Origin of the sequence: Streptomyces caniferus (assembly GCF_009811555.1) — a bacterium.
Taxonomy (GTDB): Bacteria; Actinomycetota; Actinomycetes; order Streptomycetales; family Streptomycetaceae; genus Streptomyces; species Streptomyces caniferus.
The window spans coordinates 3,578,195-3,591,610 of sequence record NZ_BLIN01000005.1 but is presented as its reverse complement, the minus strand read 5'-3'; the positions used below and the strand labels follow the sequence as shown (position 1 = coordinate 3,591,610).

The 13,416-nt window shown below is 70.3% G+C and carries 11 protein-coding genes and 1 tRNA gene; 3 read left to right on the top strand and 9 right to left on the bottom strand.

Features of this window, described 5'->3' with window-relative positions; genetic code table 11:
* The first annotated feature begins 156 nt into the window (after window positions 1-156).
* Window positions 157-2,919 carry a phosphoenolpyruvate carboxylase gene (gene ppc / locus Scani_RS32135; protein WP_174872775.1) on the top strand — a complete coding sequence of 921 codons (2,763 nt, stop codon included), beginning with the start codon at window positions 157-159 and terminating at the stop codon, window positions 2,917-2,919.
* Between the two features lie 73 nt (window positions 2,920-2,992).
* On the opposite strand, the gene Scani_RS32130 is transcribed toward ppc, so the two are convergent.
* The 7 genes from Scani_RS32130 to Scani_RS32100 all read right to left on the bottom strand — a co-directional run bounded on the left by Scani_RS32130 (window position 2,993) and on the right by Scani_RS32100 (window position 8,728).
* The gene (locus Scani_RS32130; protein WP_159481257.1) at window positions 2,993-3,517 is read right to left on the bottom strand and encodes a hypothetical protein; all 525 of its coding nucleotides are present in this window, start codon (window positions 3,515-3,517) and stop codon (window positions 2,993-2,995) included.
* 79 nt (window positions 3,518-3,596) lie between these two features.
* Complete coding sequence (pth, locus tag Scani_RS32125) at window positions 3,597-4,184, bottom strand: aminoacyl-tRNA hydrolase (protein WP_159481256.1); 588 nt, start codon at window positions 4,182-4,184, stop codon at window positions 3,597-3,599.
* Window positions 4,185-4,328: 144 nt separating this feature from the next.
* Window positions 4,329-4,922 carry a 50S ribosomal protein L25/general stress protein Ctc gene (locus Scani_RS32120; RefSeq protein WP_159481255.1) on the bottom strand — a complete coding sequence of 198 codons (594 nt, stop codon included), beginning with the start codon at window positions 4,920-4,922 and terminating at the stop codon, window positions 4,329-4,331.
* Window positions 4,923-5,129: 207 nt separating this feature from the next.
* Window positions 5,130-6,104 (bottom strand): ribose-phosphate diphosphokinase, encoded by a 975-nt coding sequence (locus Scani_RS32115; protein ID WP_006605140.1) that lies wholly within the window; start codon window positions 6,102-6,104, stop codon window positions 5,130-5,132.
* A 73-nt stretch (window positions 6,105-6,177) separates the two neighbouring features.
* A complete protein-coding gene (gene glmU / locus Scani_RS32110) occupies window positions 6,178-7,635 on the bottom strand; it encodes a bifunctional UDP-N-acetylglucosamine diphosphorylase/glucosamine-1-phosphate N-acetyltransferase GlmU (RefSeq protein ID WP_159481254.1) in 1,458 nt (485 codons plus the stop codon).
* Window positions 7,636-7,766: 131 nt separating this feature from the next.
* Window positions 7,767-7,838 (bottom strand) — tRNA-Gln (locus tag Scani_RS32105).
* Between the two features lie 29 nt (window positions 7,839-7,867).
* On the bottom strand, window positions 7,868-8,728 hold the full coding sequence (locus Scani_RS32100; protein ID WP_159481253.1) for a hypothetical protein: 861 nt from the start codon (window positions 8,726-8,728) through the stop codon (window positions 7,868-7,870).
* A 156-nt stretch (window positions 8,729-8,884) separates the two neighbouring features.
* Here Scani_RS32100 and Scani_RS32095 point away from each other — a divergent pair, with 156 nt between their 5' ends.
* Window positions 8,885-10,360 (top strand): sensor histidine kinase, encoded by a 1,476-nt coding sequence (locus Scani_RS32095; RefSeq protein WP_159481252.1) that lies wholly within the window; start codon window positions 8,885-8,887, stop codon window positions 10,358-10,360.
* 610 nt (window positions 10,361-10,970) lie between these two features.
* Here the strand turns inward: Scani_RS32095 and Scani_RS32090 are convergent.
* Together Scani_RS32090 and Scani_RS32085 are read right to left on the bottom strand one after the other, a co-directional pair.
* Window positions 10,971-11,534: an SUKH-3 domain-containing protein gene (locus Scani_RS32090; protein ID WP_159481251.1), complete on the bottom strand. Its 564-nt coding sequence runs from the start codon at window positions 11,532-11,534 to the stop codon at window positions 10,971-10,973.
* Between the two features lie 8 nt (window positions 11,535-11,542).
* Window positions 11,543-12,082, bottom strand: coding sequence for a YwqJ-related putative deaminase (locus tag Scani_RS32085; protein ID WP_159481250.1), 540 nt, complete (start codon window positions 12,080-12,082; stop codon window positions 11,543-11,545).
* A 321-nt stretch (window positions 12,083-12,403) separates the two neighbouring features.
* Between Scani_RS32085 and Scani_RS32080 the strand changes: the two genes are divergently transcribed.
* Window positions 12,404-13,411, top strand: coding sequence for an SMI1/KNR4 family protein (locus Scani_RS32080; protein ID WP_159481249.1), 1,008 nt, complete (start codon window positions 12,404-12,406; stop codon window positions 13,409-13,411).
* Window positions 13,412-13,416: the final 5 nt, after the last annotated feature.

The window sequence follows — 13,416 nt, the reverse complement described above, 5'->3', positions numbered from 1 at the left end:
ACGGTGTGATCTGCTGACACTGGGCAGACCTATCCTGGGGACGTCGGACAGCGCGGTCCGCAACCCGCCCGCATCAGACCTGCCCACCCGTCGCCGCCGGCCCCCCTCCCACGAGCCGCGGTACGACGCCCCTGATCGCTGCAAGGAGCCGCACCAGTGAGCAGTGCCGACAACACTCCAGCCGAGATCGCGTCCATCGAGAGCCTCGATCCCGGCCCGAGCGACAACATCGCCCTGCGTGCCGACATCCGGCGCCTGGGCGATCTTCTCGGCGAAACCCTCGTCCGCCAGGAAGGTCAGGAGCTCCTCGACCTCGTCGAGCGGGTCCGCGCCCTGACCCGCTCCGACGGCGAAGCCGCTGCCCGGCTCCTGGGCGACACCGACCTGGCCACCGCCGCCAAGCTGGTGCGCGCCTTCTCCACGTACTTCCACCTCGCCAACGTCACCGAGCAGGTCCACCGCGGCCGCGAGCTGGGCGCCAAGCGCGCCGCCGAGGGCAGCATCCTCGCCCGCACCGCCGACATGCTCAAGGACGCCGACCCCGAGCACCTGAAGGCGACCGCCGGCAACCTCGGCGTACGCCCCGTCTTCACCGCGCACCCCACCGAGGCCGCCCGGCGCTCCGTCCTCACCAAGCTCCGCAAGGTCGCCGAGCTGCTGGACAGCCCCGACCCCGAGCGCCGCCGCGCCGACCTCCGCCTGGCCGAGAACATCGACCTCATCTGGCAGACCGACGAGCTGCGCGTTGCCCGCCCGGAGCCCACCGACGAGGCCCGCAACGCCATCTACTACCTCGACGAGCTGGGCCGCGGCGCCGTCGGCGACGTCCTCGAGGACCTCGCCGCCGAGCTGGAGCGGGCCGGCGCCGAGCTGCCCGCCGGCACCCGCCCGCTCACCTTCGGCACCTGGATCGGCGGCGACCGGGACGGCAACCCCAACGTCACCCCGCAGGTCACCTGGGACGTCCTGCTGCTCCAGCACGAGCACGGGATCACCGACGCCCTGGAGCACGTCGACGAGCTGCGCGGCGCGCTGTCCAACTCCATCCGCAACTGCGGCGCCACCGAGGAACTGCTGGCTTCCCTCCAGCACGACCTCGACCTCCTCCCCGAGATCAGCCCCCGCTACAAGCGGCTGAACAGCGAGGAGCCCTACCGCCTCAAGGCGACCTGCATCCGCCAGAAGCTCGTCAACACCCGCGACCGCCTCGCCGGCGACACCCCCCACGTCCCCGGCCGCGACTACCTCGGCACCGCGGAGCTCCTCGACGACCTGGCCCTCATCCAGACCTCGCTGCGCGAGCACCGCGGCGGCCTGGTCGCCGACGGCCGCCTGGAGCGCACCCTGCGCACCATCGCCGCCTTCGGCCTGCAGCTCGCCACCATGGACGTCCGTGAGCACGCCGACGCCCACCACCACGCGCTGGGCCAGCTCTTCGACCGCCTCGGCGAAGAGTCCTGGCGTTACGTGGACATGCCGCGCGACTACCGCCGCAAGCTCCTCGCCAAGGAACTGCGCTCCCGCCGCCCGCTGGCCCCCACCCCGGCACCGCTCGACGAGGCCGGCGCCAAGACCCTCGGCGTCTTCCGCACCATCGGCAAGGCCAAGGACACCTTCGGCCCCGAGGTCGTCGAGTCCTACATCATCTCCATGTGCGCCGGCTCCGACGACGTCTTCGCGGCCGCCGTCCTCGCCCGCGAGGCCGGCCTGATCGACCTGCACGCCGGCTGGGCCAAGATCGGCATCGTGCCGCTGCTGGAGACCACCGACGAGCTGAAGATCGCCGACCAGCTGCTCGACGAGATGCTCGCCGACCCCTCCTACCGGCGCCTGGTCGCCCTGCGCGGCGACGTCCAGGAGGTCATGCTCGGCTACTCCGACTCCTCCAAGTTCGGCGGCATCACCACCTCCCAGTGGGAGATCCACCGCGCCCAGCGCCTGCTGCGCGACGTCGCCCACCGGCACGGCGTACGGCTGCGCCTCTTCCACGGCCGCGGCGGCACCGTCGGCCGCGGCGGCGGCCCCTCCCACGACGCGATCCTCGCCCAGCCCTACGGCACCCTCGAAGGCGAGATCAAGGTCACCGAACAGGGCGAGGTCATCTCCGACAAGTACCTGGTGCCCTCGCTGGCGCGGGAGAACCTGGAACTGACGGTCGCCGCCACGCTCCAGGCCTCCGCCCTGCACACCGAGCCCCGGCAGTCCGACGAGGCCCTGGCCCGCTGGGACGCCGCCATGGAAACCGTCTCCGAGGCGGCCCACGGCTCCTACCGGCGCCTGGTCGAGGACCCCGACCTGCCCGCGTACTTCTTCGCCGCCACGCCCGTCGACCAGCTCGCCGAGCTCCACCTCGGCTCGCGCCCCTCGCGCCGCCCCGACTCCGGCGCCGGCCTCGACGGACTGCGCGCCATCCCGTGGGTCTTCGGCTGGACCCAGTCCCGCCAGATCGTCCCCGGCTGGTTCGGCGTCGGCACCGGCCTCAAGGCCGCCCGCGAGGCCGGACTCGACAGCGTCCTGGACGAGATGCACGAGCACTGGCACTTCTTCCGCAACTTCCTGTCCAACGTCACCATGACGCTGGCCAAGACGGATCTGCGGATCGCCCAGCACTACGTCGACACCCTCGTGCCCGACGAGCTCAAGCACGTCTTCGACGTCATCAAGGCCGAACACGAACTCACCGTCGCCGAGGTCCTGCGCGTCACCGGGGAGAAGGAACTCCTGGAGTCCAACCCCGTCCTGCGGCAGACCTTCCACATCCGCGACGCCTACCTCGACCCGATCTCCTACCTCCAGGTCTCGCTGCTGGACCGCCAGCGCACCGCCGCCGAGCGCGGCGAGGAGGCGGACCCGGTCCTCGCCCGAGCCCTGCTGCTCACCGTCAACGGCGTCGCCGCCGGACTGCGCAACACCGGCTGACGCCCACCCGGCACACGACGGCGGCCCGTCCTCTCCACCGAGAGGACGGGCCGCCGTCGTATCCGCTTGTGCCCTACATCGCCGCGAAGGCCGCGCCCAGCAACACTGCCCCCAACAACCCCATCACCCACGCCGTACGCCGCAGCCGCATCCCCCCGGCCACCACCAGCGCCGCCAGCAGCAGCGCCCCCGCGAACGGCACCCACGCATGCAGAATCCCGGCCGTCCCGGTCCGCACCGCACGGGCCGTCCCCGGCTCGACCGTCACCTCGACCCGCTCGCCCTTGTCCGGCGCCGCCGCCTGCGCGATCGTCACCTTCGTCCGCGGGCGCCCGTCGCCCCCCGTCGGCACGTACGAACCGGTGCACCGCTCGGCCTCACACGCCGACACCGTCATCATGCCGCGCTCCCGCGCCTTGACGAGCATCGCGTACTGCGCCGTGTGCCACGACGTCCACACCCCCGCCACCAGCAGGAGCAACGCCAGCAGACCCATCACGCCGATCCTGGCGAGAAGCAGCGCCCCATAGGCGCTCTCACCGACCCGCCGGGTACGACTACGTCTGACCGAACTGGTACGCGTACTGCTTCTGGGCATGGCGGCGATCCTTGGCCATAACCCGCACCCGGTCAACCTGGGGCAACGGTTCGTCAGGGCCTGACCCCCACTGTCCCATTCAGGAGTTGTATGTACTCTGCGCCCGTTCCAAACCGTCCACGATCAGCGTTTCCACCGCATCCGCGGCACGGTCCACGAAGTAATCCAGCTCGCGCCGCTCCGCCGAGGAGAAATCCTTCAGCACGAAATCCGCCACCTGCATACGACCCGGCGGACGCCCGATCCCGAACCGCACCCGGTGATACTCCGCACCCAGCGACTTCGTGATCGACTTCAAACCGTTGTGGCCGTTGTCGCCGCCGCCCAGCTTCAGCCGCAGCGCACCGTAATCGATATCCAACTCATCATGAATCGCAATGATGTTGCCGACCGGCACCTTGTAGAAATCCCGCAATGCCGTCGTCGGCCCGCCCGACAGATTCATGAACGACAACGGCTTCGCGACCACGACACGACGACTCGACGGACCGGGCGCACCACAACGCCCCTCCACCACCTGCGCCCGCGCCTTGTGCGCCTTGAAACGGCCCCCCATCCGCTCCGCCAGCAAATCCGCCACCATGAAGCCCACATTGTGGCGATTACGCGCGTACTCCGGGCCCGGATTACCCAGCCCCACCACCAGCCACGGATCAGCGTCCGCCATCTCAGCCACTCCCACATCCGCCGGCAACCCCGCACCGGCCCCGACCGCAACTGCCCATGAAACAGGCCAACCGCCACCCCGCGCCCCAAGGCGCGCGGCAGCGGCTGGACCACTCGCTGAGATGCCGCCTCAGCGAAAAGCGACTCAGGCCTCGGCGCCCGCTTCGGCCTCGCCCTCGGCCTCCTCGGCCGGAGCCTCGGCCTGCGCGGCGACGACCTGCAGCACGACCGCGTTGTCGTCCACGGACAGCGAGGAACCCGACGGCAGCGTGATGTCCTTGGCCAGCACCGAAGCGCCGGCGTCCAGGCCCGCGACGGAGATCGTGACCGACTCCGGAATGTGGGTGGCCTCGGCCTCGATCGGCAGCGTGTTCAGCACGTGCTCCAGGACGTGCTGGCCCGGCGCCAGGTCGCCCTCGATGTGGATCGGGATCTCGACGGAGACCTTCTCGCCCTTCTTCACGGCCAGGAAGTCCACGTGCACCAGGAACTGGCGGATCGCCTCGCGCTGCACGGCCTTGGGGATGACCAGTTCGGTCTTGCCCTCGAAGTCCAGACGGATCAGGGCGTTCGGCGTCTTCAGCGCCATCATCAGCGCGTGGTTGTTGATCGCCACGTGCTGCGGCTCGGCGCCGTGACCGTAGATGACAGCCGGAACCAGGTCGGCGCGGCGCGCGCGACGGGCGGCACCCTTACCGAAGTCGGTACGGACCTGGGCGGTGAGCTTGACCTCAGCCATGACAGCACTCCTCGTATCGCAGAAAACCTCTGGTGGGCGTCACCCGGCCCACGACAGACCTGCTACGAAGAGCGCGTCGATAACGGACAGCCACCACAAAAGGGCGGCCTCCCTCGCCGAGCAACTCGATGAGTCTACCCGGCCGGAAGGCCGCCCCAAAGTCGATCAGTGCCGGACTACGTCACACGCCGGCCCGCCGCCTTCAGCTCACTGCTCCTCGAAGAGGCTCGTCACCGAACCGTCCTCGAACACCTCACGGAGCGCGCGGGCGATCGTCGGCGCCATCGACAGCACCGTGATCTTGTCCAGCTCCAGCTCCGAAGGCGTCGGCAGCGTATTCGTGAACACGAACTCGCTCACCTTCGAATTCTTCAGCCGGTCCGCCGCCGGACCCGACAGCACACCGTGCGTCGCCGTCACGATCACGTCCGAGGCGCCGTTCGCGAACAGCGCGTCCGCCGCCGCGCAGATCGTGCCACCGGTGTCGATCATGTCGTCGACCAGGACACACACCCGGTCCTTCACATCGCCGACGACCTCGTGCACGGTGACCTGGTTCGCCACGTCCTTGTCACGCCGCTTGTGGACAATCGCCAGCGGCGCACCCAGACGGTCGCACCAGCGGTCCGCGACCCGCACCCGGCCGGCGTCCGGCGACACCACCGTGAGCTTGTCGCGGTCCACCTTCGCGCCCACGTAGTCCGCGAGGACCGGCAGCGCGAAAAGATGATCCACAGGGCCGTCGAAGAAGCCCATGATCTGGTCCGTGTGCAGATCCACGGTCACCACACGGTCCGCACCCGCGGTCTTCATCAGATCCGCGATCAGCCGCGCCGAAATCGGCTCACGGCCACGGTGCTTCTTGTCCTGACGGGCATAGCCGTAGAACGGCACGACCACGGTGATGCTCCGGGCCGAAGCCCGCTTCAGCGCATCAATCATGATCAGCTGTTCCATGATCCACTTATTGATCGGAGCCGTGTGGCTCTGAATCAAAAAGCAGTCCGCGCCACGCGCCGACTCCTGATAGCGGACATAGATCTCACCATTGGCGAAGTCGAATGCCTTCGTCGGGACCAGGCCCACACCCAGCTGGTGCGCGACCTCCTCGGCAAGCTCGGGGTGGGCGCGGCCGGAGAAGAGCATCAGCTTCTTCTCGCCGGTCGTCTTGATCCCGGTCACAGCAAATCTCCTCGAATCACAGTTTGCGTGCGCTCATCAAAGGTACGCCCCGCACGGCGCACCTCTTGCACGATCACCGCTCGCCCTCGGAATCCTGGCGAGCAGCCGAAGCCGCCTGCGCGGCGGCGCTTCCGGGCCGCTTGCGCGCGACCCAACCCTCGATATTCCGCTGCTGGCCACGCGCGACCGCCAGCGAACCCGGGGGCACATCCTTGGTGATGACCGAGCCGGCCGCCGTATAAGCGCCGTCCCCGACCGTGACCGGAGCCACAAACATGTTGTCCGACCCCGTCTTGCAATGCGACCCGACGGTCGTGTGGTGCTTCGCCTCACCGTCGTAGTTCACAAAGACACTCGCCGCACCGATATTGGTGAACTCACCGATCGTGGCATCCCCCACATACGAAAGATGCGGCACCTTCGTGCCCTCGCCGATCGACGCGTTCTTCATCTCCACGTACGTACCGGCCTTCGACTTCGGGCCCAGATCCGTCCCCGGCCGCAGATACGCGTACGGACCGACCTGCGCACCCGCACCGATACGCGCACCCTCGGCCACCGTGAACGACGCCACCGCATCCGCACCCACCGACGTATCCGTCAGCCGGGAATGCGGACCCACCTCGGCACCGGTGGCGATATGCGTGGCACCCAGGAGCTGCGTGCCCGGATGCACCGTCGCGTCCGGCTCGAACGTGACCGACACATCCACCCACGTCGACGCCGGATCCACCACCGTCACACCGGCCAGCATCGCCCGCTCCAGCAGCCGGTCGTTCAGCAGCCGGCGCGCCTGCGACAGCTGCACACGGTTGTTGATCCCCAGGATCTCCCGGTGATCGGCCGACACCGCCGCACCGACCCGGTGCCCGGCCTCCCGCACGATCCCCAGCACATCGGTGAGGTACTCCTCGCCCTGGCTGTTGTCCGTCCGCACCTTGCCGAGCGCATCCACGAGGAGCCGCGCGTCGAAGGCGAAGACACCCGAGTTGATCTCCCGGATCGCGCGCTGCCCGGCGGTGGCGTCCTTGTGCTCGACGATCGCGGTCACCGCGCCCGTGCCCGCCTCGCGCACGATGCGCCCGTAGCCGGTGGCGTCCGGGACCTCGGCGGACAGCACGGTCACGGCGTTGCCGTCGGCCGCATGCGTATCGCCGAGCAGCCGCAGCGTCTCGCCGGTCAGCAGCGGGGTGTCCCCGCAGACGACGATGACGGTGCCGTCGAGGGCGACACCGCTGTTGCTCAGCTCCTCCAGGGCCGTACGGACCGCGTGGCCGGTGCCCTTCTGCTCGTGCTGCACCGCGGTGCGCACGGCGGGGTCGACCTCGGAGAGGTGCGCCCGCACCTGCTCGCGGGCGTGGCCGACGACCACGACGAGATGCTCGGGATCCAGCTCTCGGGAGGCGGCGACGACATGGCCGACGAGGGAGCGGCCGCAGAGGGCGTGCAGGACCTTGGGGGTCGCCGACTTCATGCGGGTGCCCTCACCCGCTGCGAGAACGACGACGGCTGCCGGGCGGTTGGCGCTCACGGGGATGCCCTTCGGCTTCTTGGCTACTTCGGGTGGTGGTCACCCGAAGGATACCGGTGCGTATAGCAGCCGAAACGCGGGCGGGTCCTGACTTGGTAGTCAGGACCCGAAATCTGCCCGTTCGATGGAGGCTCCCCTGCCAGGACTCGAACCCGGACATAAGGCACCAAAAGCCTCAGTGCTGCCAATTACACCACAGGGGATGGTGAAGCATTCCAAACCGGACGCTCCGTCAGTCTGGCCGCTTGGCTCCCAACACTATGCCGTACCACCAGCCTTCGATGCGACGGTATAGCTCCGCACTTTGTAGCACCCGGATCACCAGGCACCCGTGGTACCCCTCCCCGACGTTTTTGCGGGTGGTTCTGGGGTTGTGCTTCTTGAGCGTGGTCTTCTGCAGCCGGTCGACCTCGACGCCCACCACGTCGGCCCAGTACCGCTCGGCGGCGGCCACGTCCGCCGTCGTGTGGATCATCACCCGGTATCCCACTCGCCCGGGTTCCACCTCCAGCAGGCGCAGCCAGGCCAGGAAGACCTGAATGACGCCGGGGTCGCTGTTGACGAAGAGGACGTTCTCCCGCCGGGCGTACGGTTTGTCCTTGCCGCCCTCGGCCCAGTACAGGGCGGCTCCGGCGAGGAGGAGCTCCCGGTCGGACAGCGTGCCGACGTCCCGCGTGGCCGCGCTCTTGGTCCGACGGCGCTCCGCGTCCCGTGCGGCCAGCTCGTGCTCCCAGCGCTTTTCGCGGGCGATCCGGGCCTGCTCGGCGGGGGTGCGGCGCGGTGGCGGCTTCGGCAGATCCCGTACCCACAGCGAGATCGAACTTTTCGAGCAGCCCAGTTCGACCTGGATCTCGTCGTAGGTCCTGCCCTCCTTCCGCAGGGTGCGGGCCCGCTCGCGCAGGTCGTCCTTGGCGTGGGGGCGGCGGGTCCAGTCGGGGGCGGGGACGCCTTCGAGGAGGCGGTTGAGGATGTCGTTGTTGTGGACGTGGAGCCGGTCGCGGATCTGGCGGCGGCTGAGGCCGGCGCGGCGCAGGGCGACGGCCTGGGGGTGTAACGCCTCGTAGTCGGGTTGGCTCCGATGGGTGTGCGGCATGGGAACAGGGTCTCCCGTGAAGGTGTGCGGAAGTGTCGAAAATGTGGGCGATTCAACAGTTCGAGGGATAACCGGCGGTAAGGGCTGGTAATGGGCCTGGTCTATGACGCGATACGGGGCGGGGAAACGGGGGCTACCGCCCGTAGGCTGGGCGGTATGACCGCGACGGGGGCAAGTGAAGGTGTGGGCGCGCGGGGTGCGCCGGTGAGTGGGCCGTGGTGGTGGGCTCGGCGGCGGAGCGCCGTGCTGGATGTGTTTCTGGCGGCCGCTTCCGCGATGGAGTGCGTCTGGGAAGGCGCCAATTTCGCGCACGAGGCGCAGCTGCCCGAGCTGGTGGGCATGCTGCTCGGCCTGCTGGCGGGGCCGGTGCTGCTGGTGCGCCGGCGGTGGCCCGTGGTGGTGGTGCTGGTCTCGATCGCGGTGATGCCCGCGGAGATGGGCGGGCTGCTGAGCGTGGTGGGGCTGTACACGCTGGCCGCGTCGGATGTGCCGCGCCGGATCACGGCCCTGCTGGCGGGCATGACGGTCGTCGGGACGTTGGTGACGACCTTCCTCAGCCTGCGGGAGGACGTGGCGACGCAGCAGGACTTCCATCCGCCGATGTGGCTCGTGCCGGTGATGGCGCTGGCCGTGGGGCTGGTGCTGACGGCGCCGCCGGTGCTGTGGGGGCTGTACATCGCGGCCCGGCGGCGGCTCGTGGAGAGCTTGCGGGAGCGGGCCGACGGTCTGGAGCGCGAGCTGTCGCTGCTGGCGGACCGGGCCGAGGAGCGGGCCGAGTGGGCCCGTAACGAGGAGCGGACCCGGATCGCGCGGGAGATGCACGACGTGGTCGCGCACCGGGTGAGTCTGATGGTGGTGCATGCGGCCGCGCTCCAGGCGGTGGCGTTGAAGGACCCGGAGAAGGCGTCGAAGAACGCGGGGCTGGTCGGCGACATGGGTCGCCAGGCGCTGACGGAGCTGCGGGAGATGCTGGGCGTGCTGCGTACGGCCGAGGGGGCGGCGGGGCGTGGTGTCTCGGCGTCGGCTGCGCCGGAACGGCTGGCGGCGGTGGCGTCGCAGGCGGGCGCGAAGGCGACGGTGCAGGCCCGCTCTTCGGCACCGTCCGGGGCTTCGGCGTCGTCCGCACCGGCCGGTGGCACCGCCTCCGGGGCCGCGACGTCGTTGGTTCCCGGGGCGCAGGAAGCGGATTCCGAGGGTCCGTGTCTGACGGAGCTGGCGGATCTGGTGGGCCAGTCCCGGGCGGCCGGGATGGCCGTCGAGCTGACGGTGGACGGGGGCGCCGACGAGGAGGCGGCCGCCGGGCGCCGGTATGCGGCGCGGGTGGAGCGGACCGTGTACCGCGTGGTGCAGGAAGCGCTCACGAATGTGCACAAGCATGCGCCGGGTGCGCGGGCGCGGGTGCGGCTGGCGCACCGGGACGGTGAGCTCGCCGTCCAGGTGGAGAACGGTCCCTGCGACGGGGGCGCCGCCGATGCGGGGTTGCCGAGCGGCGGCAATGGCCTGGTGGGGATGCGGGAGCGGGTGACGGCGCTGGGCGGCGTGTTCGTCTCGGGCCCGACGGAGGCGGGGGGCTTTCGCGTTTCTGCGGTGCTTCCTTCCGGTGGGCCGGTGGTTTCCCACGTTGCCGGGTGATCCGCCGTTTTTCTTTCTGTTGTTCTTTCCCGCCTTCGGCGGGGGCGGGGTTGGTTGTTTGGGGTGAGGCCCCGGCTGGGTGTGGGGTTGCGCCTGTCGGCGGTGGGGTGGTGGTTGGGGTGGGGCCCCGGCTGGGTGGTGGGTGCCGGTGGCGGGGGCTCCGGGGTGGGTGTGTGGACTGCTTCGCTTTACGTCCACACACCCACCCCTCCGCCCCCGCCCCCTCCCGTGAGTTGTGGGCCCCACCCCTGTGGGGAGCAGGAAAAACCAAAAGCCAGAAGCTCGGCCATGCCACGGCGCGGCCGAGCTTCTGGTTTTTGAAAACCTTTCCCCCACCGGGCGGGGGTCGCGGTCCCGGGCGGGAGGTGGTGGGCCGGAGGGGGTGGGTGTTCGGACGTAAAGCGAAGCAGTCCGAACACCCACCCCCGGAGGACCACCACCGGCACCCACCACACAGCAAACGCGGCCCCCGCCCAAACCCCACCCCCGCCGGAGGCGAGACGCGAAACGGCGCCGCGGAAACCTACGTGGGACGCCAACCGATCCGCGGCCCCCGCCCAAACCACCACCCACCCCCGCCGGAGGCGAGAGGCGAAACGCAAAACGCCGGTCAGTCGTCGGAGGCCTGGGCCGCAACGCCGAGCCGCATGGGCCGTGTCCCCAGTACCAACGTGCTCAACGCAGTGTCGAGGTCGGGGCCCAGGTACCAGTCGCCGGTGTGGTCGAGGCTGTAGACCCGGCCTTCGGCGTCGATGGCGAGGGTGGCCTGGCTGTAGGTGGTGCCGTCGGCGGTGAGCTCCTCGCGGCCGAGGGGGGCCACGTCGGTTTCCAGTGCGCGGCCGAGGTCGCCGAGGGTGCGGGCGAGGTGGAGGCCGTACAGGGGGTTGATGGCGAACGGCGTGGGGGAGATGTGGCGCCCGGGGCCGGGGCCGGTGATGTGCAGGTCGCCGAATTCGGCCCAGGCCTCGACGGCGGCGGGGAAGACGGTGTGGCGGTGTCCGGCGGGGGAGGCGTGGGCGCGGAGGGCGTCGGCCCAGTGTTCCGCCTGCTTTATGTCCCAGCGGCCGGGTTGCCAGCCGGCTTCCTGGAGGGCGACGTCGACGGCGGCGGGGAAGCGGGTCGAGTCGGCGCGGTCGTGGGCGGGTGTGCGGGGGCCGGGGGTGGTGGGCGGCATGGTGGCGGTCAGCTTCCTGTGGGCGTGGGGCCGCTGATGGGCATGACGCCGAAGTGGGCGAGGAGCGCGTCGCAGGAGCGGCAGGGCGGGGCGTAGCTGCCGTGCTGGGGGTCGCCGTCCTCGCGGATATGGCGTGCGGTGATCTTGGAGTGTTTCAGGGAGCGGCGGGCTTCGCCATTGGTGAGGGGCTTGCGGGAGGCGCGTTTGCCGCGGTTGCCCTCGACGGCGGTGAGGTGGCGGGAGAGCAGGACGGCCTCGGGGCAGCGTCCGGTGAAACGTTCGCGCTGTGCGGTGGTGAGGGTGTCGAGGAAGTCCTGGACGAGCGGGTGGAGGACGGGGGGCTGTTCCGCCTTGCTCGCGGTGCAGGTGAGGGTTTGTCCGCGTACGGACAAGGCGGCACCGATGGTGGGGAGGATGCCGTCGCGGCGGTGGTGGAGGGCGGGCGCGCGATGGGCGTCGGCGGTGCCGCTCCAGCCGATGCGAGGGTCGCCGGCGGCGGTGCGGGGATCGCCGACGGCTGAGTTGTGGTGGCGTGCAGTGGTGCTCATGGTGGTGCTTTCCCTCCCCGAATCCCCGTTGTACTGGGGGTCCCCCCACCGAAGGTGGGGGAGGGTCAGCCTGCCAAATGTGCTGGGTGTTGCGGTAGTCGGGCGGCCTGTCGGCGATGTCACGGTGAGCTGACGGGGCGTCGGCCGGGGTGGAACGCGGCTGGTGGGCGGGGTGGTGCGCGGGGGGCTCGGGGGTGGTGTGGCGGCGGGTGACGCCGGTGTGTCGCGGGGCTGACGTGTGGGGGCAGGCGGGCGGGGGCGGGTGTTGCGGTACGGCATAGGCTGTGCCCCAAAGCCAGCTTCAGCCAGGGGGCAACCGCGATGACGACAGGTCGGCAAGGGCTGGGGGCACACCCCGGCCCCCAGGTGGCGGGGGACACCGCCCCACCGAATGCGGCCTATGCCGGACAGGTCGTGCATTTTCCGGACCCGGTCCGCGCCACGCGGTACCCCGCCGGAGTGCGGATGGACGCCCGCGGTTTCCCGGAGTTCTCGCCGTATGCGCGCGCCGCCGCGGAGATCGCCGAGCCGCCCGAGGGCTTCGGCGTCGACGAGCTGCGGCTGACGGACTATGTGTCGGCGAACGCGGCCCTGCACGCGCAGGGGCACGAGCTGTGGATAGATGTGCCGGCCGTGGCGACGCCGCACGGCTGGACCTGGCATCACGTGGCCGGTACCCGGCGGATGGAGCTGATCCCGGTCGAGGTGAAGGCGCTGTTGCGCCATCACGGCGGGCTGGCGACGGCCGCGGTGGCGCACGACCGGCGCGGTACCCGGCCGCTGCAGGAGACCCGGCCGGCGCACTTCGGGCTGCCGCACCGGGATCTGTCGGTGGGTGAGGAGCAGGTGGCGCAGGCCGAGGAGGCGCTGGGCTATCGGCTGCCGGGTGCCTACCGGTCGTTCCTCAAGGCCGCGGGCGGCTGTGCCCCGGTGGGCGCGGCGCTGGACGCGGAGTTGGGGCTGCTGGTCGACCAGCCGTTCTTCACGGTGCGCGATGACGCGGCGGTCAACGACCTGATCTACGTGAACAAGTGTCTGCGGGACCACTTCACCAAGGACTACCTGGGCGTGGCGTTCGTACAGGGCGGTGTGGTCGCGGTGAAGGTGCGCGGCGAGGCGCTCGGTTCGGTGTGGTTCTGTCCGTACGACGATGCGCGGGACCAGGACGGGTGGACGGTGCAGGAGCGGGTGGAGCGGCTGCTGTTGCCGTGTGGTGCGGACTTCGATGACTTTCTGCAGCGGCTGGCGGGCAATCCGCCGGAGCTGGACACCGTGGCGAACCTGATGGTCGACGGCGGTTTTGCGTACGCGGTTGCGGTGGGGGGCTGAGCACG

What these genes read in the sequence shown, in the direction of transcription:
- Scani_RS32095 (WP_159481252.1), top strand. Translation starts at nt 8,885, where the DNA reads ATGACCGCGACGGGGGCAAGTGAAGGTGTGGGCGCGCGGGGTGCGCCG.
- Scani_RS32100 (WP_159481253.1), bottom strand. Translation starts at nt 8,728, where the DNA reads ATGCCGCACACCCATCGGAGCCAACCCGACTACGAGGCGTTACACCCC.
- Scani_RS32120 (WP_159481255.1), bottom strand. Translation starts at nt 4,922, where the DNA reads ATGGCTGAGGTCAAGCTCACCGCCCAGGTCCGTACCGACTTCGGTAAG.
- Scani_RS32130 (WP_159481257.1), bottom strand. Translation starts at nt 3,517, where the DNA reads ATGCCCAGAAGCAGTACGCGTACCAGTTCGGTCAGACGTAGTCGTACC.
- Scani_RS32090 (WP_159481251.1), bottom strand. Translation starts at nt 11,534, where the DNA reads ATGCCGCCCACCACCCCCGGCCCCCGCACACCCGCCCACGACCGCGCC.
- Scani_RS32085 (WP_159481250.1), bottom strand. Translation starts at nt 12,082, where the DNA reads ATGAGCACCACTGCACGCCACCACAACTCAGCCGTCGGCGATCCCCGC.
- Scani_RS32080 (WP_159481249.1), top strand. Translation starts at nt 12,404, where the DNA reads ATGACGACAGGTCGGCAAGGGCTGGGGGCACACCCCGGCCCCCAGGTG.
- pth (WP_159481256.1), bottom strand. Translation starts at nt 4,184, where the DNA reads ATGGCGGACGCTGATCCGTGGCTGGTGGTGGGGCTGGGTAATCCGGGC.